Annotated in this window: 21 protein-coding genes; 18 read left to right on the plus strand and 3 right to left on the minus strand. The window is 61.2% G+C overall.

All coding sequences use genetic code 11. The features are described from left to right. Positions 1 to 82 precede the first annotated feature (82 nt). The 12 genes from GQ39_RS08945 to GQ39_RS32335 all read left to right on the plus strand — a co-directional run bounded on the left by GQ39_RS08945 (position 83) and on the right by GQ39_RS32335 (position 14,369). On the plus strand, positions 83 to 1,759 hold the full coding sequence (locus tag GQ39_RS08945; protein ID WP_047528987.1) for a DUF1302 domain-containing protein: 1,677 nt from the start codon (positions 83 to 85) through the stop codon (positions 1,757 to 1,759). 10 nt (positions 1,760 to 1,769) lie between these two features. Continuing rightward, the gene (locus GQ39_RS08950) at positions 1,770 to 3,137 is read left to right on the plus strand and encodes a DUF1329 domain-containing protein (protein ID WP_047528989.1); all 1,368 of its coding nucleotides are present in this window, start codon (positions 1,770 to 1,772) and stop codon (positions 3,135 to 3,137) included. 58 nt (positions 3,138 to 3,195) lie between these two features. Then, the gene (locus GQ39_RS08955) at positions 3,196 to 4,260 is read left to right on the plus strand and encodes a WD40/YVTN/BNR-like repeat-containing protein (protein ID WP_047528990.1); all 1,065 of its coding nucleotides are present in this window, start codon (positions 3,196 to 3,198) and stop codon (positions 4,258 to 4,260) included. Positions 4,261 to 4,290: 30 nt separating this feature from the next. Further along, positions 4,291 to 6,711 carry an efflux RND transporter permease subunit gene (locus GQ39_RS08960; RefSeq protein WP_047528992.1) on the plus strand — a complete coding sequence of 807 codons (2,421 nt, stop codon included), beginning with the start codon at positions 4,291 to 4,293 and terminating at the stop codon, positions 6,709 to 6,711. Next, positions 6,708 to 7,163 carry a GlcG/HbpS family heme-binding protein gene (locus GQ39_RS08965; protein ID WP_052193521.1) on the plus strand — a complete coding sequence of 152 codons (456 nt, stop codon included), beginning with the start codon at positions 6,708 to 6,710 and terminating at the stop codon, positions 7,161 to 7,163. The genes GQ39_RS08960 and GQ39_RS08965 overlap by 4 nt, the downstream gene beginning before the upstream one ends. Positions 7,164 to 7,189: 26 nt before the next feature. Further along, complete coding sequence (gene dmpE / locus GQ39_RS08970) at positions 7,190 to 7,978, plus strand: 2-oxopent-4-enoate hydratase (protein ID WP_047528994.1); 789 nt, start codon at positions 7,190 to 7,192, stop codon at positions 7,976 to 7,978. A gap of 13 nt (positions 7,979 to 7,991) precedes the next feature. Continuing rightward, positions 7,992 to 8,930 carry an acetaldehyde dehydrogenase (acetylating) gene (locus tag GQ39_RS08975; protein ID WP_047528995.1) on the plus strand — a complete coding sequence of 313 codons (939 nt, stop codon included), beginning with the start codon at positions 7,992 to 7,994 and terminating at the stop codon, positions 8,928 to 8,930. Positions 8,931 to 8,940: 10 nt separating this feature from the next. Continuing rightward, positions 8,941 to 9,951 carry a 4-hydroxy-2-oxovalerate aldolase gene (gene dmpG / locus GQ39_RS08980; RefSeq protein WP_047528997.1) on the plus strand — a complete coding sequence of 337 codons (1,011 nt, stop codon included), beginning with the start codon at positions 8,941 to 8,943 and terminating at the stop codon, positions 9,949 to 9,951. A 408-nt stretch (positions 9,952 to 10,359) separates the two neighbouring features. Then, a complete protein-coding gene (locus GQ39_RS08985; protein WP_047528999.1) occupies positions 10,360 to 11,205 on the plus strand; it encodes an alpha/beta fold hydrolase in 846 nt (281 codons plus the stop codon). Between the two features lie 123 nt (positions 11,206 to 11,328). Then, a complete protein-coding gene (locus GQ39_RS08990) occupies positions 11,329 to 12,402 on the plus strand; it encodes an SMP-30/gluconolactonase/LRE family protein (RefSeq protein WP_047529001.1) in 1,074 nt (357 codons plus the stop codon). A 134-nt stretch (positions 12,403 to 12,536) separates the two neighbouring features. Then, on the plus strand, positions 12,537 to 14,009 hold the full coding sequence (gene tcuA, locus GQ39_RS08995; RefSeq protein WP_047529003.1) for an FAD-dependent tricarballylate dehydrogenase TcuA: 1,473 nt from the start codon (positions 12,537 to 12,539) through the stop codon (positions 14,007 to 14,009). 3 nt (positions 14,010 to 14,012) lie between these two features. After that, entirely contained in the window at positions 14,013 to 14,369 is a 357-nt protein-coding gene (locus GQ39_RS32335; RefSeq protein WP_139213585.1) for a hypothetical protein, read from the plus strand. A gap of 261 nt (positions 14,370 to 14,630) precedes the next feature. Here the strand turns inward: GQ39_RS32335 and GQ39_RS09000 are convergent, their stop codons facing one another. Beyond that, the gene (locus tag GQ39_RS09000; RefSeq protein WP_047529005.1) at positions 14,631 to 16,511 is read right to left on the minus strand and encodes a sigma-54-dependent Fis family transcriptional regulator; all 1,881 of its coding nucleotides are present in this window, start codon (positions 16,509 to 16,511) and stop codon (positions 14,631 to 14,633) included. 343 nt (positions 16,512 to 16,854) lie between these two features. Here GQ39_RS09000 and GQ39_RS09005 point away from each other — a divergent pair, with 343 nt between their 5' ends. From GQ39_RS09005 to GQ39_RS09030, 6 genes are all read left to right on the plus strand, one after another. Further along, positions 16,855 to 17,955 carry an ATP-NAD kinase family protein gene (locus GQ39_RS09005; protein ID WP_047529007.1) on the plus strand — a complete coding sequence of 367 codons (1,101 nt, stop codon included), beginning with the start codon at positions 16,855 to 16,857 and terminating at the stop codon, positions 17,953 to 17,955. After that, positions 17,933 to 18,910 (plus strand): thiamine pyrophosphate-dependent dehydrogenase E1 component subunit alpha, encoded by a 978-nt coding sequence (locus tag GQ39_RS09010; RefSeq protein WP_047529008.1) that lies wholly within the window; start codon positions 17,933 to 17,935, stop codon positions 18,908 to 18,910. The genes GQ39_RS09005 and GQ39_RS09010 overlap by 23 nt, the downstream gene beginning before the upstream one ends. 33 nt (positions 18,911 to 18,943) lie before the next feature. Next, entirely contained in the window at positions 18,944 to 19,963 is a 1,020-nt protein-coding gene (locus GQ39_RS09015; RefSeq protein WP_047529010.1) for an alpha-ketoacid dehydrogenase subunit beta, read from the plus strand. Then, positions 19,960 to 21,072 carry an acetoin dehydrogenase dihydrolipoyllysine-residue acetyltransferase subunit gene (locus GQ39_RS09020; RefSeq protein WP_047529012.1) on the plus strand — a complete coding sequence of 371 codons (1,113 nt, stop codon included), beginning with the start codon at positions 19,960 to 19,962 and terminating at the stop codon, positions 21,070 to 21,072. The genes GQ39_RS09015 and GQ39_RS09020 overlap by 4 nt, the downstream gene beginning before the upstream one ends. A 90-nt stretch (positions 21,073 to 21,162) precedes the next feature. Then, a complete protein-coding gene (locus tag GQ39_RS09025; protein WP_236693142.1) occupies positions 21,163 to 22,227 on the plus strand; it encodes a 2,3-butanediol dehydrogenase in 1,065 nt (354 codons plus the stop codon). A 284-nt stretch (positions 22,228 to 22,511) separates the two neighbouring features. After that, positions 22,512 to 23,156 carry a dTMP kinase gene (locus GQ39_RS09030; RefSeq protein WP_047529016.1) on the plus strand — a complete coding sequence of 215 codons (645 nt, stop codon included), beginning with the start codon at positions 22,512 to 22,514 and terminating at the stop codon, positions 23,154 to 23,156. A 215-nt stretch (positions 23,157 to 23,371) separates the two neighbouring features. On the opposite strand, the gene GQ39_RS09035 is transcribed toward GQ39_RS09030, so the two are convergent. Both GQ39_RS09035 and GQ39_RS09040 read right to left on the minus strand, forming a co-directional pair. Then, positions 23,372 to 24,712: a spinster family MFS transporter gene (locus GQ39_RS09035; protein WP_052193523.1), complete on the minus strand. Its 1,341-nt coding sequence runs from the start codon at positions 24,710 to 24,712 to the stop codon at positions 23,372 to 23,374. Beyond that, positions 24,709 to 25,692 (minus strand): flavin reductase family protein, encoded by a 984-nt coding sequence (locus GQ39_RS09040; protein WP_047529018.1) that lies wholly within the window; start codon positions 25,690 to 25,692, stop codon positions 24,709 to 24,711. The genes GQ39_RS09035 and GQ39_RS09040 overlap by 4 nt, the downstream gene beginning before the upstream one ends. Positions 25,693 to 25,770 lie beyond the last annotated feature (78 nt).

Consider the following 25,770-nt stretch of genomic DNA (forward strand, 5'->3'; position numbering starts at 1 on the left):
CCTCCCGGCGGGACCCGACTTCCGCTCATTCGGCGGTCACTCATAAAAACAAAAAACGGCTTACTGTCGCAGAGGTCTTTGCATGTCTAAACATCAAAAACAAGTGCCCGGCACCCAGCGGGCGGTTGAGCAGCGCCTACGGCTTACTCGCCTGACGGCGACCTTGCTCGGCTGTTCAGTGTTATCCAGCGCCTACGCGATGGAGTTTGACACCGGCAGTCCCGACCTGAAGGTTCGCCTGGATACCAACGTCAAATACTCCAGCGCCTGGCGCGTCAAGGACCGGCAAGACAAATTGGTCGCGGATGCGAACCTGGATGATGGCGACCGAAATTTCAACAAAGGCCTTATCTCCAATCGCCTGGACCTGTTCTCGGAGTTTGACGTCTCTTACCAGAAGGTCGGCGCGCGCGTCACCGGCGCGGCCTGGTATGACGATGTGTACAACAAGGGCAACGACAACGCCTCACCGGGTACAGTCAACTCCTACAGCGTGCGTTACGACCAGTTCACCAAGGATACCCGCGACCTGCACGGGCGAGACGCGGAGTTTCGCGATGCGTTTGTCTACGCCAACTATGACATCGGCGATGAAATGTGGGGCGTGTCGCGCCTTGGTCAGCACTCGTTGATCTATGGCGAAAGCCTGTTTTACGGAAACAACGGCATCGCCGCAGGCCAGCAACCGATCGATGCGGTGCGTGCGCTGACTGTTCCCAACTCTCAGTTCAAGGAGCTTGCGCTACCGGTCAAACAGTTTTCCACCCAATTGCAGATCACTCCAACGATCTCGGTCGGCGGTTACTACCAGTTCGAGTGGGAACGTACCCGCATTCCGGGGGCCGGCAGCTATTTCAGCCCGGCCGACCTGCTCGACGAAGGCGGTGAAAGGATCGTCGTGGGGCGTCTGCCGGACGGCGTACCAGCGGCTTCCTTCTATCGTGGTAAAGACATCGAAGCGCGTGACAGCGGTCAGTGGGGCGTGCAGTTGCGCTACCGCTCCGAGGCCCTGGACACCGATTTCGGCCTGTACGCCATCAACTACCACGACAAGAGCTTCCAGACCCAACTGCGTCCGGGTATCGGTGCGGGCGGGCGCCCGGACCAGATCGGTGAATACATGCTGGTGTTTCCCGAGGACATCCGCGCCTATGGCTTCAGCGCCAATCGCGGCTTTGGTGACGTCAACATCGGGTTTGAAACCTCGGTGCGCGATAACGCACCGCTGGTCAGCCTGACCATGACCGACCTGGCGGGCAACGGCGATAACGACGGCAACCCGCTCTATGCCGTGGGCCGCACCGCCCACGCCCAGGTCAACATGATTTACATCATGCCGACCAGTGCGTTCTGGGATACCGCCAGCCTGCTGGGAGAATTGGCCTGGAACCGCACCCTGAGTGTCCAGAAGAATCTCGACAACCTTGACCCCAATGCCACGCGCGATGCCACGGCTATTCGTGTCGCTTTTACCCCGACCTACTTCCAGGTCATGAACGGCGTCGACCTCTCCGTGCCAATGGGTTTTAGCTACGGCATAGACGGGCGCTCATCAGCGGTCGGCGGTTTCAGCCAGGCCAAAGGCGGCGATTACAACATCGGCCTGACGGCGGACTACCTGAAGTCGGTCACCTTCACCCTGGCTTACAACGGCTATTACGGTGCTTCAGCGCCTATCAACATCAACGGCATCAAAACCTACAAACAGACGAATGCTGATCGGGATTTCGTGTCCTTCAGCGTCTCCCACACGTTCTGAGGATTGAACAATGCATAACAATAAAATCGCTCAGTTGTTGACCTGTTTCACGCTCTCCCTGTCTGCCATGACTGCCTGTGCAGCTGTCAGCGCGGTGGACGCCCAGGCACTGAAAAGCACACTGACGCCGATGGGCGCCGAGCGTGCCGGCAATGCGGATGGCAGCATTCCAGCCTGGACCGGTGGCTACTCTACGGTGCCGGCGGGCTTTCAACAGGGCCATCGAACATTCGACCCGTTCGCTCAGGACAAGCCGTTGTACACCATCACCGCCGCCAACCTGGCCAAGTATCAGGACAAGCTCAGCGACGGCGTGATCCAGCTGTTCAAGGACAATCCGCAGACTTTCCGTATCGACGTGTTCCCGACACGTCGCACCGCATCGGCTCCGCAGTGGGTGTACGACAACACCCTGAAAAACGCGACCAACGCCACGCTCGACAGTGACGGTCTGGTGGTTCACGGGGCTTACGGCGGTGTGCCGTTCCCGATCCCCAAGTCCGGTATAGAAGTGCAGTGGAACCACCAACTGCTGTGGCGTGGCGAGTCGACCCACAGCAAGTACAAGGTCTGGACCACCACTGCCGACGGCCAGCGAGTGTTGGCCACGGCAGCCGAAGACGAAGCCCAGTATCCCTACTACTTCAAGGAGGGTTCGGCGGAGTCTTCGGGCATCAACTACATGATGGCCATCCAGCTGACATACGCTCCGGCCTTCCGTGCGGGTGAGGCGTTGATGGTTCACAACGTGACGGACTACGTGCAGGGTCGAACGTTGTGGCAGTACCTGTCGGGTCAACGCCGGGTACGTCGCGCCCCGAGCATCAACTTCGACACGCCTAACCCCGTGGCCTCCGGCGTCAACTTCGTCGATGAAAACTTTGGCGGGTCCGGCTCGCCTGAGCGGTATGACTGGAAGCTGATCGGCAAGAAGGAAATGCTCATTCCGTACAACAGCAACCAACTGTTGGCCAACGCCGATGAGAAAGTCATGGCACAGCGTCATGTCAACCCGGACTACATGCGCTGGGAATTGCACCGGGTCTGGGTGGTCGAGGCGACCCTCAAGGCGGGCAAACGTCATGCGGTGCCCAAGCGCAAGTTCTACTACGACGAAGACAACTGGGGTAACGCGATCATCGACGGCTGGGACGCCGAAGGCACGTTGTGGCGTACGTCCATGACGACGCCGTTCGTGGCTCCGGACATCCCGGCGACTGTGAACTACTGCACCGGTTTCTTCCATGACCATCGTACCAAGGCCTGGATGTACAACTGCGCGCTGGGGGATGCGGGTAACGAGCAATACGCGATCACCGACCGTCGTCGTGAAAGCTTCTTCTCGCCCGAGTCGCTGACCAAGATGAGCGCACGCTGATGTTCTTAGCGAGCCCTGGCTTCTCGGCGGGGCTCGCCTGTCTGACCGGAGGTATGCGGTGAATACACACAAATATGCGTTGGCGTGCCTGCTACTCCTGGGCGTGATTGGTGAGCTGGCATCAGCTGCCAACAGCACCGGTAGCCGGAAGGTGGCCGACACGCTGGAACAGAACGCGCCACTCTCAACGCTGGCCAGCCATTCCTCACTCAATGCCGCGGCGATGGCCGGCGAGCGACTGGTCGTCGCCGGCATGCGGGGCGCCATTCTTTACTCCGATGATCAAGGCCAGCACTGGCAGCAAGCCAGTGTTCCGGTCTCGGTCAGCCTGACCGGGCTTTGCTTTACCGATGCCCTCAATGGTTGGGCTGTCGGCCATCGCGGGGTGATCCTCGCCACCCGCGATGGTGGCGCTCACTGGGCGCGGCAACTGCAGGGTGAGCAAGCCGCCCAAGCGATTTTGCAGGTGCGCCAGGACCCCGGGCAGATTGATGAAGCGCGCCGCCTGGTGGTCGAAGGCGCCGACAAACCGTTTCTGGCCGTGCAGTGCCAGGGCGATGGACGCGTGTTGGCCCTGGGGGCTTACGGCTTGGCCTTCAGCACACAAAACGCTGGTCAGAGCTGGCAGCCTGCGCTGGCGTTACTCAACGGCAGCGAGTCACAACACCTCAACGCGGTGCAAGCTTTGGGTGGGCGGATTTATCTGGCCGGGGAGCAGGGCGCTCTGATGCGCGTCGACCATGACCTGCAAGGATTCAAGCGTTTCGCCAGCCCTTATGACGGCAGCTTTTTTGGCCTATTGGCCACGCGTAACAACAGCCTGCTTGCGTTTGGTCTGCGCGGGCATGTGTTCCGCTCCAGCGATCAGGGCGCCAGTTGGCAGTCGGTGGCCGTGGCATCGAGCAAGAGCCTGACGGCGGCGACTCAATTGCGCGACGGCTCGCTGCTGTTGGCGGATGAGTCGGGGCAAGGCTGGCTCAGTCATGACGACGGTCGCAGCTTTCGGCCGGTGGCGCCTGAGCAACGCTTCCCGCTGATCGCGCTGTTGGCCTTGCCCGATGGCGGCAGCCTGGCTGTCGGTACCCAGGGCATCACTCGTTTCCCGCCGAGCGCGTTGCGCTGAGTCGGGCGGTATAGAAAAAGGAAACTGACAATGGCTATCAGCAATTCAGATGGCTTTACCGCTATCGCCTCCCTGTCGGACTTCGACAAGTATTCAGGCAATCGCCTGGAACGCGTGCTGTTCAATCACCGGTTCCTGGTGGTCGGCTTCTGCCTGATGGTCACGGTGTTGCTGGCCGTTGCCGCCAGCCAGGTCAGGCTCAATGCCAGCTACTTGAAAACCATCCCCGCGCACCATCCCTTTACGCTCAACTATCTGGAGCATGCCCGCGACCTCAAAGGCACCGGCAATGCGTTACGGGTGGCAGTGGCGATGCGTGATGAGGGCGATATTTTCAATGCCCGTTACATGGAAACCCTGCGCCAGCTCAACGACGAGTTGTACCTGCTCAACGGTGTCGACCGAGCCTTCATGCGTTCGCTCTGGACCCCGGCGACCCGCTGGCAAGGGGTGACCGAAGAAGGGTTCGACGGTGGGCCTGTGGTTCCCGACGGCTTTGACGGCGACGACCGAAGCCTGGAGGAGTTGCGCGCCAACGTCGAGCGCTCCGGAGAAATCGGCCAACTGGTGGCGGGCGACCTGCGTTCGAGCATCATCTACTTGCCACTGTTGGAAATAGACCCGAAAACCGGTCAGGCGCTGGACTACAAGCAACTTTCCGACAGCCTGGAAACGTTGCGCGACACCTATCAACAACGGGGTGTGGACATCCACATCATCGGTTTCGCAAAAGTCATGGGCGACCTGATCGATGGCCTGTATGCGGTGCTGGCGTTCTTTGCCACGGCGGTGTTGATCACCAGCGCGATCCTCTATCAATTCACCCGTTGCGTGCGCAGTACCCTGGTGGTGCAGAGCTGCACGCTAATCGGTGTGATCTGGCTGATCGGTCTGTTGCCGCTGCTGGGTTATGAACTGAATCCGTACTCGATTCTGGTGCCATTTCTGGTCTACGCCATTGGCGTGAGCCATGGTGCGCAGAAGATGAATGGCATCATGCAGGATGTCGGGCGCGGCACTCATAAGCTGATCGCGGCACGCTACACCTTCCGCCGTTTGTTTGCCGCAGGGATGACCGCGCTGCTGGCCGACGTTGTGGGGTTTGCGGTGCTGTCCATCGTCGATGTGCCGGTGATCAAGGAGTTGGCGCTGATCGCCAGTCTGGGTGTAGGCATCCTGGTGTTCACCAACCTCGCCTTGTTGCCGATCATGCTCTCGTTCACCGGTGTCTCACCGCGCGCGGCCGCCCGCAGTCTCAAGCATGAGACCCCGGTCGCAGGACAGGCGCCGCAACTCCTGGTGCGTCTGTTCGGGCATTTCACCCATCGGCGTTCGGCAGGCGTGGCGATCGCTGTGGCGGTAGCCGTCGGGCTCGGCGCATTGTGGATGGGCAAGGATTTGAAGGTTGGCGACCTCGATCCGGGGGCGCCAGAGCTGCGCGCCGATTCGCGCTACAACCTTGATAACCGGTTCATCATTGAGCATTACCAGGCCAGCAGTGACGTGTTCGTCATCATGGTCGAAACCCCGGCCGGCCGATGCGTCGACTACTCGACCTTGCGCAAGGTCGAAGAGCTGGAATGGCGCCTGCGCGAACTGCCCGGCGTTGAAACCACCAAATCCATCGCCGGGTTGTCGCGCAAGATCAACGTCGGGATGAACGAAGGCAACTTCAAATGGGATGAGTTGCCGCCCAACCAATCGATGATCAACGCCGCCGCCATGCGTTCACCGCGCGAGCTGTTCAATGGCACCTGCAGCTTGCTGTCGATCTATGCCTACCTCAAGGATCACAAGGCCGACACCCTCGACTCCGTGGTCAAGGCCAGCGCCGCCTTCGCTGAAAAATACAACGACGAGCAGACCACGTTTCTGATGGCCGCCGGCAATGCCGGGATCGAAAGCGCGACCAACATTGTGGTGAAAAGCGCCAACACGCGAATGCTGCTGGGGGTGTATCTGGCGGTGACGCTGTTGTGCTTCATTGCCTTCCGCTCATGGCGCGCGGTGCTCTGCGCGGTGCTCCCGTTGATCCTCACGTCATTGCTGGCCGAGGCGCTGATGGTCCAGCTGGACATGGGGCTGAAGGTCGCGACCTTGCCGGTGGTGGCATTGGGCGTAGGGATCGGCGTGGACTACGCGTTGTACATCCTTAGCGTCACGCTCTTCTGGTTACGCCGTGGCGAGAGCCTGGCGATGGCTTATCGGCAGGCGCTGATGTTCACCGGGCGGGTGGTGGTCTTCACCGGTCTGACGCTGTCCCTGGGGGTCGTCACCTGGGTCTTCTCACCGATCAAGTTCCAGGCGGACATGGGTGTGCTGCTGACCTTCATGTTCCTGTGCAACATGCTGGTGGCACTGGTCCTGGTACCGGCGTTGGCGTGCTACCTGCTCCATCCGGCGAAACCGATCGCGCAGCCGGCAACCTCTCTCAAGGAAATCTGCGTATGAGTCTGGACACTTCGTTTGCCGATACCCAGTTGGCCGACCCGTTAAGCATGGCGGCTGCCCGGTTGGCGCTGGATACGGCCCTGCTGTATGCCGGCAAACATGGCTGGCGAGTCAGCGTTGCGGTACTGGACGCTGGCGGGCACCTGCTTGCGTTCGGTCGAAGCGCCGGGGCGCCGTTGCACACCATCGATCTGGCCCAGGACAAGGCCCTGACCGCGGTTTCTTTCGCCTTGCCCACGGCCGATGTCGGCAAGCGCTTGCGTGATGCCCCCGAGCATGTCCGCCAATGTTTGATTCTGCGGCCGCGGCTGGTGCCCATGGGCGGAGCCTTGCCGCTGCAACTGGGCGACCGCCTGGTCGGTGCAATCGGTGTCTCCGGCGCCAGTGAAGACCAGGATTGCGAATGTGCGATGGCCGGCTACGACGCCATTACCCAACACCTGCGCCGATAATTTTGCCTACTGTCAGGAGTCGTTCCATGAACCCATCAACACTCAATCCGCAGCACCTGGGTGACCAGTTGTTCAACGCTTTGATCGAGGCACAGGCCATCGCGCCTTTGACCGAAAGCCATCCTGAGTTGACCCTCGAGCAGGCGTATCAGATCCAGCAACACCTCATTAGCCGCCGCCTGGCCGGCGGTGAGCGAATCGTTGGCAAGAAAATCGGTGTGACCAGTCAAGCGGTGATGGACATGCTCGGCGTGCGTCAGCCGGATTTCGGTCAATTGACCGACGCCATGGTTGTCAATCCGGGCGCTAGCGTGGCCATGGCCGGGCTGATCCAGCCCAAAGCCGAAGGCGAAATCGCCTTTGTGCTCAAGCACGACTTGACCGGACCGGGCATCACGGTGGCCGACGTATTGCGCGCCACTGAAGGCGTGATGGCGTGTTTCGAAATTGTCGATTCGCGCATTCGCGACTGGAAAATCAAGATCCAGGACACCGTGGCGGACAACGCCTCGTGCGGTGTGTTTGTGCTCAGCGATCGGCTGGTCAGCCCACGGGATCTGGACCTTTACACCACGGGCATGGTGCTGGAGAAAAACGGCCGGATTGTCGGCACTGGGGCAGGCGCCGCGACCATGGGTTCACCGGCGATCGCCGTGGCCTGGCTCGCCAATACGCTGGGCCGTTTAGGGATGAGCCTCAAGGCCGGTGAAGTGATTCTTTCGGGTGCCTTGTCGGCGATGGTGCCGGTGGTGGCGGGAGACAACCTGCGGGTCAGCATCGCGGGAATTGGCAGCTGTTCAGTACGTTTTGATTGAGGTTTACACGATCATGAACAAGAAACTCAAAGTCGCCATCATCGGCTCCGGCAACATCGGCACCGACCTGATGATCAAGATCCTGCGTAACGCCAAGCACCTGGAAATGGCGGTGATGGTCGGCATCGACCCGGCCTCCGACGGTTTGGCCCGCGCCCAGCGCATGGGCGTGGCCACCACCCACGAAGGCGTCGAAGGCCTGACCCGCATGGACGTGTTCAAGGACATCGACTTCGTCTTCGATGCCACGTCGGCCGGTGCCCACGTGAAGAACGACGCCTTCCTGCGCTCGATCAACCCCGGCATTCGCCTGATTGACCTGACGCCCGCCGCCATCGGCCCGTACTGCGTGCCGGTGGTCAATCTGGAGCAGAATCTGGATCAGCTCAACGTCAACATGGTCACCTGTGGCGGCCAGGCGACCATCCCGATGGTCGCGGCGGTGTCGCGGGTGGCCAAGGTGCATTACGCCGAAATCGTCGCCTCGATCGCCAGCAAATCCGCCGGTCCCGGCACCCGCGCCAACATCGACGAATTCACCGAGACCACCTCCAAGGCCATCGAAGTCATCGGCGGCGCGGCCAAGGGCAAGGCGATCATCGTGATGAACCCGGCCGAGCCGCCGCTGATCATGCGCGACACGGTGTTCGTGTTGTCCGAAGCAGCGGATCAGGCACTGGTCGAAGCGTCCATCGTCGAAATGGCGGCCGCCGTGCAGGCCTACGTGCCGGGTTATCGCCTCAAGCAAAAAGTGCAGTTCGACGTGATTCCCGACGACGCACCGTTGAACATCCCCGGCCTCGGAACATTCTCCGGCCTGAAGACCTCGGTGTTCCTCGAAGTCGAAGGCGCCGCCCATTACCTGCCGGCCTACGCCGGTAATCTCGACATCATGACCTCCGCTGCCTTGGCCACCGCCGAGCGTATGGCGCAGTCGATGCAACAGGCCTGAGGAGAGCGACATGAACGGTAAGAAAATCTACATCTCCGACGTGACCCTGCGCGACGGCAGCCATGCGGTGCGTCATCAGTATTCCCTGCAAAACGTGCAGGACATTGCGCGCGCCCTGGACAAGGCGAAAGTCGACTCGATCGAAGTCGCCCACGGCGATGGCCTGCAAGGGTCGAGCTTCAACTATGGCTTCGCCGCGCACACCGATCTGGAATGGATCGAAGCGGCGGCCGATGTGATCAGTCACGCGAAAATCACGACGTTGCTGCTGCCTGGCATCGGCACGGTGCATGACCTGAAGGCGGCCTACAACGCTGGAGCCCGAGTGGTGCGCATCGCCACCCATTGCACCGAAGCCGACGTGTCGAAACAGCACATCGAATACGCCCGCGAGCTGGGCATGGACACCGTCGGTTTCCTGATGATGAGCCACATGATCCCGGCCGAGCAGCTCGCCGCCCAGGCCAAGTTGATGGAAAGCTACGGCGCGACCTGCGTGTACATGGCCGACTCCGGTGGCGCGATGAACATGCAGGACATCCGTGATCGCTTCCGTGCCTTTAAAGCCGTGCTCAAACCGGAAACCGAAACCGGCATGCACGCGCACCACAACCTGTCGCTCGGCGTGGCCAACTCGATCACGGCCGTCGAGGAAGGTTGCGACCGCATCGACGCCAGTCTTGCCGGCATGGGGGCGGGTGCCGGCAATGCGCCGCTGGAAGTGTTCATCGCCGCCGCCGAGCGCCTGGGCTGGAACCACGGCACCGACCTGTACACGCTGATGGACGCGGCGGACGACATCGTGCGCCCGTTGCAGGATCGGCCGGTGCGGGTCGACCGCGAAACCCTGGCCCTGGGTTATGCCGGGGTCTATTCGAGCTTCCTGCGCCACGCCGAAATCGCTGCGGCGAAGTACGGCCTCAAGACCCTCGACATCCTCGTCGAGCTGGGCAAGCGCCGGATGGTCGGTGGCCAGGAGGACATGATCGTCGACGTGGCGCTGGATCTGCTCAAGCGTTAGCACCTCAAAAACTTTAGGAGCGAGCCTGCTCGCGATAGGGCCATGACCTTCAACCTCCTCGTTGACTGAGCCATAGCCATCGCGAGCAGGCTCGCTCCCACAGGGTTCACTCCTGATTGAGATCACAACAGCGAGTTCGGCGGATTCATGTTTTTCATGTCGATTTTCATGAACCTTCAAAAACTTCTGAATGCGTTCGCGAGGCGAACCCACCGGACAGTGCTTTAGAGGTTGCGGTGCCCACGCTTAATTAATTGATAAATATGGATTTATTCTAATTATCAGGCTCCGCAAACGGACTGGCACAGTCGTTGCTCTCTTCAAATACAAAGGCAGCTTTTCCCAGGACATCCGCGTGTTGCGCGGTGTTCGCTGCCACTTCACCCCCAATAACAAGGACTAATTTCCATGAGTCGATTCACCCAAGAAAACACCAGTAAATTCGTGCAGACCCCTGAGTGGAAAATGCATTACAACGAGGCCGGTGAAGGGCCGGTCGTGATTATGGTCCATGGCTCTGGTGCCGGTGCAACCGGGTGGGCCAACTTCCACCGCAACGTCGATGCTTTTGTCGATGCAGGCTACCGGGTGATCCTCATGGACTGCCCAGGCTTCGGCAAGTCCGATCCGCTGGTGACGGCCGAACCACGTTTTGTCATCAACGCCCGGGCGATCAAGTCCTTGATGGATGCCCTGGACATCGATAAGGCGCACCTGGTGGGTAACTCCATGGGCGGCGGCAGCGCGTTGGGCTTTGCCGTGCAATACCCGGAGCGCCTGGACAGGATGATCCTGATGGGGTCGGGCGGAGTAGGGCGCACCAGCCTGTTCACGCCACTGCCGATGGAAGGCATCAAGTTGCTGTTCGGGGTGTACCGCGACCCGAGCCTTGAAAACCTGAAGAAGATGCTCGACGTGTTTGTCTACGACTCCAGCGCCCTCACCGAGGAACTGATCAACCTGCGTCACAAAAGTATTCTGGCCAACCCTCAACACCTGGAAAATTTTCTCAAGAGCATCGATTTGAGCAAGTTCCAGATGGGCGATTTCACTGCCAACTTGCCCGACATCAAGCACCCGACCCTGATTACCTGGGGCCGCGACGACCGCTTCGTACCGATCGACTGGAGCCTGAAGCTGCTTAACGGCCTGCCTGACGCGCGCCTGCATGTGTTCAGTCAATGCGGCCATTGGGCCCAGTGGGAGCACGCTGATGCGTTCAACCGACTGGTGATCGATTTCCTCAAGCACTAAATCGTGAGGCCTGCCTCTCGCTACCATCGCGGCGAGAGGCAAGGCGTCAACGACAGCCCTTCGAAAGTCCTCGCTTTTACTCCTCCAACGAACCCATGACTCAAACAACATCGGGGTTTGCCCATGACTCAATTACGTTGGTTGGGCGTTGCCCTGGCCTTGGCTGCCAGTGTGTCGTCCCATGCCACACAGCAGGTACCCGCCTGTGCGGCGGGAAACGGTTACACGCCGATCTGCGGCATGGCACCGCCCGAGGATCTGGAACGGTCGCCGGACGGCGGCTTCCTGTTTCTTAGCACCACGCCCGGCTTGACCAACAGCCATCGCAGTCGGCTGCGCATCATGGACCTTGCTTCACGCCAGGTCAGCGACATGCTCATCGAGTCTCAGATTGAGCCGGGTTGGGGAGAGGCGTCGTGCAAGGCGCCATTGGCTGCCCTGGGCGCTCACGGCATTCACCTGTCCACGCGAGCCGATGGCCGCGCGCAGTTGCTGGTGGTCAACCATAACGGTCGCGAGGCGGTGGAGTTTCTAGAACCGGTGCGCGATGGCAACGGCTGGAAGGCTATCTGGCGCGGCTGCGTGGAGAGCCACGACGCCAGTATGCTTAACGATGTCGCGGCCACCCCTGACGGCGGTTTCGTGGTGACGGCGATGTTCAGCTTCAGTGCCATGAAGGCTGATCCGCATCTGGAACAGCTGCTGGATGGTCGCGCGACGGGACACTTGCTCGCCTGGAGTTCCGCCCATGGGCTACATCGCCTGACTGCCAGCGAAGCTCCCGCGCCCAACGGCGTTCAAGTCAGCCAGGACGGCCAATCGGTATGGTTTTCGGCCTGGCCTGGCAACGGAGTCTGGCAGTACGACCTGCAACAGCAAAAAGTCGTACGCAAGGTCGCACTGGACTTTCTACCTGACAACCTCAGCTGGACATTGGACGGGCATTTGCTGGCGGCGGGCGTGCCGGATGCGCAGACGTTTCGCCGGTGTTTCCTCAGCCACGACGAGTTCTGCCCCAGTGCATCGGTGGTGGCGTTGATCGATCCGCGAAATGGCACCCGTCATGAACTGCTGCGCGTTCAAGAGGGGGTGTTGTTCGGCGCGTCGACAGCACTGCAGGTCGGTCGGGATGTGTTCGTCGGAGCGTTTGCCGGGGATCGACTGCTGTTGCTTCCCGACGCACTGCCCGCGCCATAAATCCGCTGCCTGCGCACGTTGAGTCGTGCGCCACTTTACGGTTTTGCTGAAAAGCCCCTTTGACCGTGCGGGCTCAATCCGCTCGCACGCTTCTGTTGATAATCACGCACGCCTTTCAATGATCAGGAGCGGATATGCAGCCTTATGACGTTATCGTGCTGGGCAGTGGCAATGCCGGGCTTTGCGCGGCCCTTTCAGCCTGCGAGCAAGGGGCCCGAGTGGCCTTGCTCGAACGTGCGCCGCAGGAACAGCGGGGCGGAAACTCGGCCCATACCGGCGGCGCGTTTCGCGTGGCCTACCGGGGAGTGGACGACTTGCGCCGGCTGATGCCGGACCTGTTGGATTCCGAGGTGCAAAACAGCGATTTCGGTGCCTACAGCCAGGATGATTTTTTTGCCGAGCTGGCCTCGATGAGTCAATACCGCTCTGATCCCGAAGTGCTGGACACGGTGGTGTCGCAGAGCCTGGAAACCTTGCACTGGATGACCGGAAAGGGCGTACGTTTCATGCCGATCTATGGGCGTCAGGCATTCATGGTCGAGGGTAAGTATCGCTTTTGGGGTGGCCTGACCATCGAGGTTTCCGGCGGCGGCCTGGGCTTGGTCGACGCCCTGTTTCGTCGCGTCGAAAAGGAAGCGGTGGAGGTTTTCTACGGCTGCCGTACTCAGCGCATCAGCCGCCACCCAGACGGCTTGTGGCAACTCGATTGTGCGGACGGTCGGCAGTTTTGCACACGCTCGCTGGTCCTCGCCACCGGCGGCTTTCATGCCAACCTGGAGTGGCGCACCAAGTACCTGGGGCCGGGATGGGATTTGGCCAAAGTCCGTGGGTCGCGCTACAACACCGGTGACGGGATTCGCATGGCCATGGAGGTGGGCGCCGTCGCGCACGGAAACTGGTCCGGTTGCCATGCAGTGTTCTATGACGTCAACGCGCCGCAGATGGGCGACCTCAGCCGCCTGAACCAGCAGAAAAACTACTTCCACCTGGGTGTAGTGGTCAATGCGCACGGCAAACGTTTTGTTGATGAGGGCCAGGATTTTCGCAACTACACCTACTCCAGCATGGGCGCCAGCGTCATGGCGCAACCGGGGGGCGTGGCCTGGCAGATCTTTGACCAGCACAGCCACCACCTGCTGCCCGATGAGTATCGGGTCCGTCAGGTGACGCGCCTGCAGGCAGACACGCTGCAAGGGCTGGTCGAGCAGATGGAGGGGGTCAACGGCAACGCGCTGCTGCAAACACTGCAGACCTACAACGCTGCCGTGCAGCTCGATGTGCCATTCAATCCGGCCATTCGTGACGGTCGAGCGACGCAAGGCCTGGCATTGCCCAAGTCGAACTGGGCCAATCCCCTGGATCGTCCGCCCTTCGTGGCCTACGCGGTCACCTGTGGCATCACGTTCACGTTCGGCGGTTTGAAGGTCAACAGCCAGGCTCAGGTGCTGGACGAAGAGGATCGACCGATCGACGGGCTCTACGCCGCAGGCGAGTTGGTGGGCAATCTCTACTACGTCAAGTACGCCGGCGGGGCGGGGCTGACATCGGGATCGGTGTTGGGACGTATCGCAGGCGCAGAGGCCGCTGTTCAGCGAAAGGCGCAGTGAAAAATGCGTCGTTTACGATGGCAAGCGATTGCGCACCTGGCGTCATGTCCCGCGTTAATGGGCGGGTTGGCTCTGGCAGCAGGCATACTCGTTGTGTCGGCCCACTTTGCTTTTGATCAACGTGATCGACTGCTGCCTCAGGGGATAGCCAGAATTGATTTGTTTGCGGCTGAAAGGTGCAGGGCAGCATCCGATCCGGATCAAAAACCAACATCCCGCGATACGCTCGCTAACGCGACTGAAGCCTGTATCAGGGCACAAGCGAGTCATGAGTTGCTGGATGAAATCGACGGCACCAAGGCCTATTTTCGACAGTTCGAGCACCCGGGTGGGACCCAATGGCTGCCGCATCGCTTTTGAACAAAAATCCTGCGTCGGCGTCGCGGCTCAGGCGTCTTGATCGGAAAACAGCTCAAACATCAACTGGCGAAGCCAGCGATCGGCCGGATTCTTGTTATAGCGTGCATGCCGTGTGGCTCAAGGTGTCGCATCTGCGGCCGAAGGTCAGGTAGGCGGTCGATGAGCTGGTCAAACTGTGTGCGCACTGGCAGTGATGAGCGCATGTCCGTTGAACGGGTCGATACAGCGCTCGTTACAGCGGTTTGCCAGGACACCCAGGCTTTACACCTGGCTTCTGCCAGGCATGTCGATGCCGTGTTGATGCACCCGCCGATACAGGGTTGCCCGGGAAATGCCCAATGCCTTGGCAGCGGCGGTGGGTTTCCAGCGGTGGCGGACCAGGGCGTCGAGCAGCGCCTGGCGTTCCGGGCTCGTGCAGCCATCATTGGTGGGGCCATCAAGTCTGTGATGCTGCAGTTGCTCGGGCAAATGGCTGACCTGAATCAGGTTTGAATCGCACACCGCACAGGCATAACGCAGTACGTTCCGTAACTGGCGAACGTTACCTGGCCAGCGGTAGCCAAGCAGGCATTCCAGAGCCGCACCGCCCAGTTGCATCCGTTCCGCGCACAGCGTCGATTCTTCAGCGAGAATCCGGTTGATCAGCGCCAGCCGGTCACTGCGCTCGCGCAAAGGCGGTAACTGGAAGCGTGCACCATTCAAACGAAAGAAGAGGTCTTCGCGAAACTCGCCCGCGGCGACCAATCCTTCCAGATCGCGGTGGCTCGCGCAGACGACCTGAAGGTCGATCGCTCTGCTGCGTGAAGCTCCCAGAGGCGCCACCTCACCCTCCGCCAGCACCCGCAGCAGCCGGGTTTGCAAGGGCAGGGGCATGTCGCCGATTTCATCGAGAAACAGAGTGCCGCCATCGGCTTGTTCCAGCAGGCCTTGCATGCCCTTGCTCAAGGCACCGGTGAAGGCACCGGCGACATAGCCAAATAATTCGCTTTCGATCAGGTTCTCGGGGATCGCCGCGCAGTTCACCGCAACGAACGGCCGCTCGCGGCGCTGACTGGCCTGGTGCAGCTGACGGGCGAAGACTTCCTTGCCGGAGCCGGTCTCGCCCTGGATCAGCACCGGCAGGTTGCGGTCTTTAACCCGCACGGCAAGGCGCAGGCTTTCTCCCAGTCGCGGGTCGAGTTCGGCGGGTGTCAGTGCCAGTCGCGGAGCGTTACGTTTCACCCGCCGTGGCACGTTCAGGCGACCGTGCAATTGCGTGTGGCCAACCTGGCTGTGCAACAGGCACAGCGACTCGTCACTGATCCGATGCAGCAACTGCTGATCGAACACCTGGCCAATGTGTTCCGGCAGTTGACCAAAACTGTGCAACAGCCATTGCCGCGCAGCGGGGTTCAAGGCCTGCAAGCAGCCGTCGTCGTCCCAGGCGAGCAAGTAATCGGGTTGACTGTCGACGTAGCCCGGGCTGCCGTGGGCCCGCAGCACCCAGTAACCCTGGGCGCTGCTCATGAAGAATGCCTGTTCGATTTCACGCGCGCTCTGCACCACCATCTGCCGGATCAGGTGTTGGGAGCGGCGGTCGTCGGGTGAGCGCACCGCCGACACATCGAGCACCCCGAGCAGTTCGCCCTTGGGGTCGAAGACCGGCGCGGCAGAGCAGGTGAGTCCGATAAACGCGGCGCGAAAATGATCGCGTTTGTGAACAGTGACCGGCGTTCGCGCAGTCAGTACCGCCGCCACGCCACACGTACCTTCCTCACCCTCCGACCAGCAGGTGCCGAGGTAAAGACCGGCCTTGCGGCAGTCATTGCGAATGGAGGTTTCGACGCGGTAATCGATGGTCTGGCCCTGAGCGTCTGTGAGCAGGACGCAGTAGTCGGCATCGCGGACCCGACCGTGGAGGCGGGCGACTTCTTCACTGGCGATGCGCAAGAACAACTCGGAGCGCTCGCGGCATTCCTGCAACACGTTCTGCGAGAGGATCCGTGGTCCTTGTAGCGAGCCGGGATCCAGGTGGTGTTGCTCCATGGAGCGCCGCCAGGAGTCGAGAATCAGGTCCGACACGGGCAGTTGCGGCAGGTGCCCGGCATTCTTCAAAACACGGCTGACGCAATCCACATGCGCCTTTGAGTGTGCGGAAAGCATTAAGGCCTCCGGTTCCATCTTCTTTTAGTTGTGCGGCTATTAAGCGCCGTTCATTGGCCACAGACAAGTGTCGGGTCAACCGGGGCCGGCGGTGAGACGCGACGTCTCACGGTCTCGCCGCCACCTCGTGCAGCCTGACATGACGCGTCTCATCCGGGATGGATTCCGGTCATCCCTGGGTGACCACCGGAACGCTCTACGGCGCGGTTATGCAGGCGTTTTTGCAGACTTGGCACCGGCCTTGCTCTTGCTCTGGCAACCAGCCCGACTGGCCACCCAATAATAAAAAGAGGTGCCCGATGTCCTGCCCAAACCCTTTCCCTGATCTGCCGTTGGTGGCGTCATGAGTCGTGCGCCGCTGACCGTAGGCATCATTGCCAACCCGGCCTCCGGCCGCGACGTGCGGCGACTGACGGCCAACGCCGGGTTGTTTTCCAGCACCGACAAGGTCTCGGTGATCCAGCGCTTGCTGGCGGCCTTTGGCGCCACGGGTGTCGACCGGGTGCTGATGCCCACGGACATGACTGGCATTGCCGCCGCCGTGCTGAAAAACAGCCACGGCCGCCAGGCGCGCAGCAGTCACTGGCCGGCCCTGGAGTTCCTCGACCTGACCCTGCGCCAAAGCGTCGAGGACACCCGCCTCGCGGCACGCTGGATGGCCGAACGCGGCGTTGCGCTGATTGCCGTGCTGGGCGGTGACGGCACTCACAAGGCGGTGGCCGCTGAAGTGGGCGACATTCCGCTGCTGACGCTGTCCACCGGCACCAATAACGCCTTCCCGGAATTACGTGAAGCCACCAGCGCCGGGTTGGCCGGCGGACTGTTTGTCAGTGGGCGGATCCCGCCCGGGATCGCCTTGCGCCGCAACAAACGCTTGCTGGTGCGCGAGCCGAGTCGTGGCCTGTGCGAAATGGCCCTGGTGGACGTGGCGGTGTCCTCGCTGCCCTTTGTCGGCGCACGGGCCATCAGTCGCGGGACCGATCTGGCCGAGGTGTTCGTGACTTTCGCCGAACCTCAATCCATTGGCATCTCGGCCCTTTGCGGCTTGTGGTTCCCCGTGTCACGCCAGGCGCCTGGCGGGGCCTGGATGCGACTCGATGCGCGATCGCCCGAAGCGCTGTTGGTGCCGCTGGCGCCGGGCCTGCTGCAAGGCTGCGGTGTGCTCGCGGCCGGAAGCCTTGAACCCGGGGTCGCCCATCGTCTGTGCCTGGCCAGCGGAACCCTCGCCCTGGATGGCGAGCGCGAGATCGAATTCAACGCCCATGACCGGCCCACGGTCACGCTCGATGCCGGCGGTCCGCTGAGCATCGATGTCAATGCGACCCTGGCCCATGCCGCGCAACAGCGACTACTGGCCATCGGCCGCGAGCACCCGCAACACCCTCTGAACCTTGAACCACAAGACACCCTGGAGAATAAAAATGTCGACACAGCTGACCGCTGATCAATTGCTGCATGCCTATCAGGTGATGCGCACCATCCGCGTCTTTGAAGAGCGCCTGCACGTGGAATTCGCCACCGGTGAGATTCCCGGTTTTGTCCATCTGTACGCCGGCGAAGAAGCCTCGGCCGCCGGGGTCATGGCCCACTTGGGTGATGACGATTGCATTGCCTCCAACCACCGTGGTCACGGCCACTGCATCGCCAAAGGCGTCGATGTGTACGGAATGATGGCCGAGATCTACGGCAAGAAAACCGGGGTCTGCCAAGGCAAGGGCGGCTCCATGCACATCGCCGATTTCGAGAAGGGCATGCTCGGTGCCAACGGCATTGTGGGGGCCGGAGCGCCGCTGGTCGTGGGCGCGGCCCTGGCCGCCAAACTCAAGGGGACTGACAGTGTTGCGGTGGTGTTCTTTGGTGACGGTGGTTCCAACGAAGGGGCGGTGTTCGAAGCGATGAACATGGCCTCGGTGTGGAATCTGCCGTGCCTGTTCATTGCCGAGAACAACGGTTACGCCGAAGCCACGGCCTCCAACTGGTCGGTGGCCTGCGACCACATCGCCGACCGCGCAGCCGGCTTCGGCATGCCCGGCGTCACCGTGGACGGCTTCGACTTCTTCGCCGTTCACGAAGCCGCCGGTGCCGCCGTGGAGCGGGCCAGGGCTGGGGAGGGGCCGTCGCTGATCGAGGTCAAGCTGACGCGCTATTACGGTCACTTTGAGGGCGACGCCCAGACCTATCGGGCGCCGGACGAGGTCAAGCATTTCCGCGAACACAACGACTGTTTGATGCAGTTCCGTGACCGCGTCACCCGCGCCGGGCGGGTGCAGGCCAGCCAGTTGGACCAGATCGACAGCGAGGTGGACCTGCTGATCGAGAACGCCGTGCGCAAGGCCAAGTCCGACCCCAAGCCGAGCGCGGCCGATCTGCTTTCCGACGTCTACGTTTCCTATCCCTGAACGCCCCCTATAACAAGAATCGAGACCTTCATCATGGCGAGAAAAATCAGTTATCAGCAGGCAATCAACGAAGCGCTGGCCCAGGAAATGCGCCGCGATCCCAGCGTATTCATCATGGGGGAGGACGTCGCCGGCGGTGCCGGTGCCCCCGGTGAAAACGATGCCTGGGGCGGGGTGCTGGGCGTGACCAAGGGCCTCTATCACCAATTCCCCGGGCGCGTGCTGGACACGCCTTTGTCGGAGTTGGGCTATGTCGGTGCAGCCGTGGGCGCCGCGACCTGTGGCGTGCGCCCGGTGTGTGAGTTGATGTTCGTCGATTTCGCCGGTTGCTGCCTGGACCAGATCCTCAATCAGGCGGCCAAGTTTCGCTACATGTTCGGTGGCAAGGCGGCCACGCCACTGGTGATCCGCACGATGGTCGGTGCCGGGTTGCGGGCCGCCGCCCAGCACTCGCAGATGCTGACTTCGTTGTGGACCCACATTCCGGGGCTGAAAGTGGTCTGCCCGTCGTCTCCTTATGACGCCAAGGGGTTGCTTATCCAGGCGATCCGCGACAACGATCCGGTGATTTTCTGTGAACACAAAATGCTCTACAGCATGCAGGGTGAAGTACCGGAAGAGCTCTATACCATCCCTTTCGGCGAAGCCAATTTCCTGCGTGACGGCAAGGATGTGACGCTGGTCTCCTATGGCCGTACGGTCAACACCGCAATGGACGCCGCCCGCAATCTGGCCGCGCGTGGCATCGACTGCGAGGTGATCGACCTGCGCACCACCAGCCCGCTGGACGAAGACAGTATTTTGGAAAGTGTGGAGAAGACCGGACGCCTGGTGGTCATCGACGAAGCCAACCCGCGCTGCTCCATGGCGACTGATATTTCGGCTTTGGTGGCGCAAAAAGCATTCGCCTCGCTCAAGGCACCGATCGAGATGGTGACTGCACCGCATACGCCGGTTCCGTTCTCCGACGCTCTGGAAGACCTCTACATTCCCGACGCGGCGAAGATCGAGAACGCCGTGCTCAAGCTGATCGAGTGGAGCAAGCGTTCATGAGCCAGATCCATACGTTGACCATGCCCAAGTGGGGCCTGTCCATGACTGAGGGCCGGGTCGATGTCTGGCTCAAGGAGGAGGGCCAGGCCATCGCCAAGGGCGACGAAGTGCTGGACGTCGAAACCGACAAAATCTCCAGCAGTGTCGAAGCGCCTTTTTCCGGGGTGCTTCGTCGGCAGATCGCCCGCCAGGATGAAACCCTCGCGGTGGGGGCGTTGCTCGGTATCGTGGTCGATGGCGAGGCCAGCGAGGTCGAGATCGATGCGGTTATCGAACAGTTTCAGGCCACGTTCGTGCCCGGGGGCAGTGCCGAGGAAGACCTGGGGCCGAAGCCGCAAAAGGTCGAGCTGGACGGGCGGTTGATCCGTTACTTCGAGCGCGGCGAAGGCGGGGTGCCGTTGGTACTGGTGCACGGCTTTGGCGGTGACCTGAACAACTGGATGTTCAACCACGAAGCATTGGCCGCCGGGCGTCGGGTGATTGCTCTGGACCTGCCGGGCCATGGCGAGTCGACCAAACAGCTGGAGCGCGGAGACCTGGATGAGCTGAGCAGCGCAGTGCTCGCGTTGCTTGATCACCTGGACATTCCCGCCGCGCATCTGGTGGGTCACTCCATGGGCGGAGCGGTGTCGCTGAACCTGGCGCGTCTGGCACCGCAACGGGTACGGACCTTGACCTTGATCGGCAGCGCGGGTCTGGGGGAGGGCATCAACGGTGATTACCTGGAAGGTTTTGTCGAGGCGACCAACCGCAATGCCCTCAAGCCACAGTTGGTGAAACTGTTCTCCAATCCCGATCTGGTCAACCGGCAGATGCTCGAAGACATGCTCAAGTACAAGCGCCTGGAAGGCGTGGGCGCGGCCCTGCGCCTGCTGGTATCAGGCTTGTTCAAAGATGGATCGCAACAGCTCGATCTGCGGGGCGTGGTGCAGGACGGCCAGCAGCCGGTATTGCTGATCTGGGGCAGTGACGACGCGATTATTCCAGTAAACCATAGCACCGGGCTGAAGGCCCAGGTCGAGGTCCTGCCTGGTCAGGCACACATGGTGCAGATGGAAGCGGCCGAGCAAGTCAACCCATTGATTCTAAAGTTTGTGCAACAGCACTGACGCCCCTCCTGGTGGCCTCTCGCGGGCTGCCAGGAGCAACTATTTCAAGGAGATGTCGCTATGAGCCTTCCAATCAATCCTCAACGCAGTATGCGTGCCGCTGTCTGGCACGGCCGTCACGATATCCGTGTCGAAGACGTTCCGCTGCCAGTGGCGCCACCGGCCGGCTGGGTGCAGATCCGTGTGCAATGGTGCGGAATTTGTGGGTCCGATCTGCATGAGTACGTGGCCGGACCGGTGTTCATACCGGTTGACGCACCGCACCCCCTGACCGGGATCAAGGGCCAGTGCATTCTCGGTCACGAGTTTTGTGGCGAAATCGTCGAGCTCGGTGCCGGGGTCCAGGGTTTCAGCGTCGGCGAACCGGTGGCGGCCGATGCCTGCCAACATTGCGGCACTTGCTACTACTGCACCCACGGGCTGTACAACATCTGCGAGAACCTGGCCTTCACCGGACTGATGAATAATGGTGCCTTCGCCGAACTGGTCAACGTGCCGGCGAATCTGTTGTACAAGTTGCCGGCGAACTTTCCAGCAGAAGCCGGGGCACTGATCGAGCCTCTGGCGGTGGGCATGCACGCGGTGAAAAAAGCCGGGAGCCTGCTCGGTCAGAACGTTGTCGTCGTGGGTGCGGGCACCATTGGCTTGTGCACCATCATGTGCGCCAAGGCTGCCGGTGCGGCTCAGGTGATCGCTCTGGAAATGTCTGGCGCGCGCAAGGCCAAGGCCCTGGAAGTGGGGGCGAGCCATGTGCTCGATCCCAAGGAATGCGATGCCTTGGCTGAAGTGCGACGCCTGACGGGTGGGCTCGGGGCGGATGTCAGCTTCGAATGCATCGGCAACAAACACACGGCCAAGCTCGCAATCGACCTGATCCGCAAGGCCGGCAAGTGCGTACTGGTGGGGATCTTCGAGGAGCCCAGCGAGTTCAACTTTTTCGAGTTGGTGGCTACCGAAAAACAGGTGCTGGGTGCGCTGGCCTATAACGGTGAGTTCGCCGATGTGATCGCCTTTATCGCTGATGGTCGGCTGGATATCACGCCGCTGGTGACGGGGCGCATTCAGTTGGAGCAGATCGTGGGGCAGGGCTTCGAGGAACTGGTCAACAACAAGGAGCACAACGTCAAAATCATCGTGTCGCCCGCTCGAGTCTGAAGCGGCGGAATCGCACGATGGACCAGGCTGGTCGCAAGCGGACAAGGGCTACCGCGCTGAGTACCTGCGACGCTATTGCGACCAGCGCAACATCATTGAACGCAGGTTTGGTGGGTTGAAAGAGAACCGGACCCTGGATTTGAGACCCGTCAACCGGAAACCGGGTTAGAGTGTTCATCAAATGTCTGTTCATAAGGTCCCTCCACTCGATTCGCATCGTCGCGCCAAGCGTTTCCAGCGAACGAACCGGGCAAAAAAACCGTCTATCAATCGTTATTTGAAAAATGAATCGTCCGCTGTTTGTTTCACTCGATGGGCCCAAGGGAACCGGCAAAACCACGCTGTTGGAGGCCGTTACGAAAGTACTGAGGGCCGACAATAAAATGGTGATCCGGCTTTGTGAGAAAAAAAGCGATCCCTGCAGGGGTGAAACAATGGCCCTCGTCAACCAGCTCGTCAGAAATCCCGGCCGGGAGTTGGAGTGGGGGGTTTGTGAGCGCTTTGCCGATAGCCGTGCCTGGATTTCCCGGCATGTGCTGACTAAACAGCCACCGGGCAGCATCATCTTGATTGATCGCTGGTACCCGTCTGATGCGGCGTTTCGCCGGATAATCCCGTTTGCAGAAATTCTACAGTTAAACATTGAGCGAAACGTGCGAGTGCCAGACCTGCATGTCGGGGTTGTCACCGCCCCTGATATTTCATGGGCCAGGGCAGCGGCACGACAGCGCGGGCTGAGCAGTACGGTCATCCATAAGCTGGAAGAACAGGTCGCTTGTACCCACGCGTTCGAACGAGCGATTGCGGATCACGGCTGGGTTCTATGCCGTAATGAAGGAACGATCGAAGACGCAACGATGCAGGTGATTTCTGAGATCTATAGCGTCCTTGAATGTCCGGTAGATGCGGTTGAGATAGCCGAGGTTTAGAGCGTTGGCCGGATCGAAGGGGGGAATTTGTCGCCGCAGCGGTAGCGGGCTCACGGGGCAGGACCTGAGCGAGGCACCGAACGACAGGCGCCAAAGCGCCTGGTTGCCTGGCGCTTCTCCAAGTCACTCGCTGTCAAAGCGAAGCCGCCAGTAGCGATCACCGAAGACACGGATATCTACACCGTAGTGAACAGCATCCCGAGCACCACTGGCGATTACGAAACCGTCACCGCATGACGGTACTCAGTCCTGGCCGCATGGCTTGCCGTGCGTACCAGCAACAGCACCGAGCCCAGCACTGGCAGGCTTACCAGCATCAGCGCATAACGCAGTGACTCCTGGCCATAGACCGGCAGCAGCAGGTCGCTGAACAGGCCGACGACCAGCGGACCGACACCGACTCCGAGCAGGGTGCTGATGATGGTTTGCAGGGCCATGGCACTCCCGCGCCGACCCGGGGGCACGAGTTGGGTCACCAGGTTGTACGACGGCGCAACCCACCACACGGCAAAGAACGCGTACAGGGCGCACCAGAGCATGGCCGTGGGGATGGGCACATCGCCGATGCGGATCAGCACCGAGTCTGACCAGAGCAGGTAGGGTATCAGCGCACCGAGCGCCGTCAGGTGGCCCAACACCGGAATGGACAATTGCCAGTGCGGGTGACGGCGGCTCAGGCGATCACTCAGCCAACCGCTGAACAGCCCGCCGATCCCGGCCGAGATACCGCAAATGACCCCGGCCAGTAGCCCGGCGTGTTGCAACGACAAGCCGTGGGAGCGCACCAGGAAACTCGTATTCCACATGCCGACGGCGTAGGAGCTGAGTGTGGTCAGGCCGCCGGCGAGGATCAGGCAGCGATAAGCCGGAAAAGCCCAGAGCTCACGGGCTTCGGCCCTCATGCCCAGCAACGGGGAAGGCGCTTGTGCGTGGGGCGTGAGGTCCCAGCGGCCTCGTTGTGGATCGCGGACGACAAAGGCGAGCAGGGCGCTGAACAGCACGGCCGGCGCGCCAAGGGCAATGAACCCGGCGCGCCAGCCGTAGTGTTCGACCACCCAGGCGCCGATGCTCAGGCCGATGATTGAAGAAAAGGTGGGGGCGCTGGTGAAGCAACTGATCGCCAAGGAGCGCCGTTGCGGGGGATACAAATCGGCAATCACCGACAGCGAGGCCGAGGTGGTCGGCGATTCGCTGACGGCCACCAGCATGCGCGCAATGGCCAGCGCCAGGAAACTCCCCGCCAACCCGCAGGCCATGGTCGCCCCTGCCCAGAGCAGGCAAGCCATGGCCAGCAAGCGGGTGCGTGGCATGCGATCGACCAGCCGTCCCGCGGGCAATCCCATGAGGGCATACACCGCCGCGAACGCCAGGCCGGAAATCAGTCCCATGGCCGTATCGCCGACGCCGAATTCCGATTTGATCGGTTCGATCATCACCGCGAGTATCTGTCGCCCGACGAAGTTGTCGGCGAACACCACGGCCAGCAGCAACAGCAAACCGTGGCTGCGCCAACCGACCCTGGCCGGTGGCAGCGTGCTCCTCGGGTTCGCGCTCATCGCGGTGCCCAGAGATCCGGCAAGCCAGGGTCGCTCACCACAATCAGACGCTTGAGCAAGACCTTCAAGGCTTGTGCATCGGCGGCGCCGAGTTTGACCGAAAGGTCTTCCTCGACAGCCTTGGCCAGTGCCAGTTGATGCAGCGACACCTCCCGGCCCTGCGCGGTCAGGACAAAACGCAAGGCATCGGTTGTCCCCTCGATCGCCACCAGGCGCTGGTGTTCGAGGAAGCGCATGCTGGCCAGGGTGACTTCGCGGCCGGTGTACGCCACGAAGGTATTGATTTCTTCAAGGGACAGGTTGTCGCGGATACACAGAATGGACAGGATGAAAAACGCCATTTCGTCCAGCTGCTGATGACTCAGCATCTGCCGCAGGGCATTGAGCACCTGATAGTGGCCGCGACCCAACAGATAGCCGAGCAAGTCCTCGGTGTAGCTGCATTCCGGAGGCGGCGGTGTGGTGGCCAGACGCAGCTCACTGCGCGGCTTGCGGGTCGCCAGGGCATATTGGCCGCTCTGGAACGCCAGTGGCGCGCGGTCGCTGTGATCGAACGCAAGCACTTCGCCGACAAAAATCACATGGTCGCCGCCTTCGTACTGGAACGCGGTGCGGCACTGGAAACGCGCTGTGCAGTCCTGCAGCAACGGCGCCTCGCTGACGCCATTGTCCAGCTGGATTTCCGAGAACTTGTCCTCGCCTTGGGTGGCGAAGCGTCCCGACAGGGTTTCCTGTTCAGTGGACAGCACGTGGACATTCCAGTGCTTGCCGCTGGTGAACACCGGCAGGCTGCGGGCCTGCTTGGACAGGCTCCAGAGCACAAGTGGCGGGTTGAGCGAAACCGAATTGAAACTGTTGGCCGTGATCCCCACGGGTGAGCCGTCTTCGGACTGGGTAGTGATGATCGTGACCCCGGTGGTAAAGGTGCCGAGTGCGGCACGAAAAGCCTGGGGATCGAAACTGACGTTTGGCGTTGCCATGACTGGCCTCATGGAGTTGGATTTTCGTAGGGCCAGTATTGGTTCCGGCACGCTATTAAACATCGTCTCAACGGACTA

This window comes from Pseudomonas sp. 11/12A (genome assembly GCF_000800055.1).
Classification (GTDB): domain Bacteria; phylum Pseudomonadota; class Gammaproteobacteria; order Pseudomonadales; family Pseudomonadaceae; genus Aquipseudomonas; species Aquipseudomonas mohnii.

Coding starts and splice junctions, on each gene's coding strand:
- GQ39_RS09005 (WP_047529007.1), top strand. CDS start 16,855: ATGAGTCGTGCGCCGCTGACCGTAGGCATCATTGCCAACCCGGCCTCC.
- GQ39_RS08960 (WP_047528992.1), top strand. CDS start 4,291: ATGGCTATCAGCAATTCAGATGGCTTTACCGCTATCGCCTCCCTGTCG.
- GQ39_RS09035 (WP_052193523.1), bottom strand. CDS start 24,712: ATGAGCGCGAACCCGAGGAGCACGCTGCCACCGGCCAGGGTCGGTTGG.
- GQ39_RS08975 (WP_047528995.1), top strand. CDS start 7,992: ATGAACAAGAAACTCAAAGTCGCCATCATCGGCTCCGGCAACATCGGC.
- GQ39_RS09010 (WP_047529008.1), top strand. CDS start 17,933: ATGTCGACACAGCTGACCGCTGATCAATTGCTGCATGCCTATCAGGTG.
- GQ39_RS09000 (WP_047529005.1), bottom strand. CDS start 16,511: ATGCTTTCCGCACACTCAAAGGCGCATGTGGATTGCGTCAGCCGTGTT.
- GQ39_RS08950 (WP_047528989.1), top strand. CDS start 1,770: ATGCATAACAATAAAATCGCTCAGTTGTTGACCTGTTTCACGCTCTCC.
- dmpG (WP_047528997.1), top strand. CDS start 8,941: ATGAACGGTAAGAAAATCTACATCTCCGACGTGACCCTGCGCGACGGC.
- GQ39_RS08945 (WP_047528987.1), top strand. CDS start 83: ATGTCTAAACATCAAAAACAAGTGCCCGGCACCCAGCGGGCGGTTGAG.
- GQ39_RS08985 (WP_047528999.1), top strand. CDS start 10,360: ATGAGTCGATTCACCCAAGAAAACACCAGTAAATTCGTGCAGACCCCT.
- GQ39_RS08965 (WP_052193521.1), top strand. CDS start 6,708: ATGAGTCTGGACACTTCGTTTGCCGATACCCAGTTGGCCGACCCGTTA.
- GQ39_RS32335 (WP_139213585.1), top strand. CDS start 14,013: ATGCGTCGTTTACGATGGCAAGCGATTGCGCACCTGGCGTCATGTCCC.
- GQ39_RS09015 (WP_047529010.1), top strand. CDS start 18,944: ATGGCGAGAAAAATCAGTTATCAGCAGGCAATCAACGAAGCGCTGGCC.
- GQ39_RS09030 (WP_047529016.1), top strand. CDS start 22,512: ATGAATCGTCCGCTGTTTGTTTCACTCGATGGGCCCAAGGGAACCGGC.
- tcuA (WP_047529003.1), top strand. CDS start 12,537: ATGCAGCCTTATGACGTTATCGTGCTGGGCAGTGGCAATGCCGGGCTT.
- GQ39_RS08990 (WP_047529001.1), top strand. CDS start 11,329: ATGACTCAATTACGTTGGTTGGGCGTTGCCCTGGCCTTGGCTGCCAGT.
- dmpE (WP_047528994.1), top strand. CDS start 7,190: ATGAACCCATCAACACTCAATCCGCAGCACCTGGGTGACCAGTTGTTC.
- GQ39_RS09020 (WP_047529012.1), top strand. CDS start 19,960: ATGAGCCAGATCCATACGTTGACCATGCCCAAGTGGGGCCTGTCCATG.
- GQ39_RS09040 (WP_047529018.1), bottom strand. CDS start 25,692: ATGGCAACGCCAAACGTCAGTTTCGATCCCCAGGCTTTTCGTGCCGCA.
- GQ39_RS09025 (WP_236693142.1), top strand. CDS start 21,163: ATGCGTGCCGCTGTCTGGCACGGCCGTCACGATATCCGTGTCGAAGAC.